This is a genomic window from uncultured Arthrobacter sp., from assembly GCF_902805515.1.
Taxonomy (GTDB): Bacteria; Actinomycetota; Actinomycetes; order Actinomycetales; family Micrococcaceae; genus Arthrobacter_D.
Map to the genome: position 1 here is coordinate 1 of NZ_CADCTE010000195.1, position 1748 is coordinate 1748.

At 69.1% G+C, this 1748-nt stretch carries 1 protein-coding gene and 2 pseudogenes; 2 read left to right on the plus strand and 1 reads right to left on the minus strand.

All coding sequences use genetic code 11. The features are described from left to right. Both QZX79_RS17560 and QZX79_RS17565 read left to right on the plus strand, forming a co-directional pair. A pseudogene (locus QZX79_RS17560) lies at window positions 1–247 on the plus strand (cystathionine beta-synthase); the annotation flags it as partial. Window positions 248–269: 22 nt separating this feature from the next. Beyond that, window positions 270–1436, plus strand: a complete 1167-nt coding sequence (locus QZX79_RS17565) for a cystathionine gamma-synthase (RefSeq protein ID WP_294570419.1) — start codon at window positions 270–272, stop codon at window positions 1434–1436. A 33-nt stretch (window positions 1437–1469) separates the two neighbouring features. Here QZX79_RS17565 and QZX79_RS17570 read toward each other — a convergent pair. Beyond that, window positions 1470–1748, minus strand: a pseudogene (locus QZX79_RS17570) (hypothetical protein); the annotation flags it as partial.

Genomic DNA, 1748 nt, shown 5'->3' on the forward strand with positions numbered 1-1748 from the left:
GCTGGGCGAGGTGCTCGGATCGGTCGACGAGCGCTCGCTGACGGAGAAGATTTTCACTGGCCAGGCCAAGCTGAGTGACAGCGTTTCGGCCCACATGGGCCCGAAACTGCCGCTGATCGGCTCGATGGAGTCCGTCGGCACGGCGCGGGAGCGCCTCCAGCACAGTGACACGGTCCTGGTCACCCTCGCCGGGGCGCCGGTGGGAATTTTGACCCGCCATGACCTGCTGACCTATATGAGCAGCTAACCCCTCGACCAACAGGAGCAGCGTGACGCACTCAAGCAATTCCGGCTTCAACACCCGCGCGATCCATGCGGGCCAGGTTCCCGATCCGACCACCGGGGCCGTGATCCCTCCCATTTACCAGACGACGACGTTCGCCCAGGACGGCATCGGCAAGCTGCGCAACGGCTACGAGTACGGCCGCGGCACCAACCCGACGCGCGATGCCCTGCAGTCCCAGCTGGCGGCGCTCGAGGGCGGAACGCACGCGTTCAGCTTCTCCTCGGGCCTGGCCGCTGAGGATTCGCTCATCCGGGCGGCGCTGCGGCCCGGCGACCACATCGTGCTCGGGAACGACGCCTACGGCGGCACCTACCGCCTGATCGACCGGGTGCTCTCCCAGTGGGGCATCACCAACAGCGCCGTCGACATGGCCGACCTCGACGCCGTGCGCGCCGCCGTCGCCGGCGGGAAGACCCGCATGGTGTGGGTCGAGACCCCATCGAACCCGATGATGAAGATCACCGACATCGCGGCCATCGCGGAGATCGCGCACGCGGCCGGCGCGCTGCTGGTCGTCGACAACACCTTCGCCTCCCCGTACCTGCAGCAGCCGCTGAGTTTCGGGGCCGACGTCGTCGTGCACTCGACCACCAAGTACCTCGGCGGCCACTCCGATGCCAGCGGCGGGGCTGTGATCGTGAAGGATGAGGACCTGGCTGAGAAGGTGGGCTTCATCCAGTTCGCCGTGGGCGCGGTATCCGCGCCGATGGAGGCCTGGCTGACCACGCGGGGCCTGAAGACCCTGGGCGTGCGCATGGACCGGCACAGCTCGAACGCCGCGTCGATCGCCCGGTGGCTCACCGAGCAGGAGGGCGTGGAGCGGGTGTACTACCCGGGGCTGGAGGAGCACCCGGGCCACGACCTCGCCGCGGCGCAGATGAAGAGCTTCGGCGGCATGATTTCGGTGACCTTCACCGGCGGGGAGGCCGCGGCGCGCGCGGTGGCCGAATCGACGAAGGTCTTCACCCTCGCGGAGTCACTCGGCGGCATTGAATCGCTCATGAACTACCCCTCGGCCATGACGCACGCCTCGGTGAAGGGCACCGACCTGGCGGTGCCGGAGAACCTCATCCGGCTCTCGGTCGGCATTGAGGACCTTGAGGACCTCATCGGCGACCTCGAGCAGGCCTTGGCCGCCCTTCGCGCCTAGCGGCCCCGTCAGCGGAAGGAAGGGGCTGTCCGGTCAGGTACCGGGCAGCCCCCGCTTCTTCCGGGCCTTGGGATCGGTCGCCTGGAAATAGGCGCTGCTGGCCGGCAGCCACATCAGCACCACGGCGAGCAGCATCACGACGGCGATGACCGACAGGCCGGGCGTGCCGCGCACCAGCACCGGAAGCCCCGCGATGATTCCCACGGTGCTCAGCAGTTCACGTGCGCTGCGCCGGCCCCGGCGCAGGCGCAGCAGGAGCACGAGCTGCAGGACGGCAAGCGCCCCCAGCACGGCGGCGAGCCCGGTGAGCGC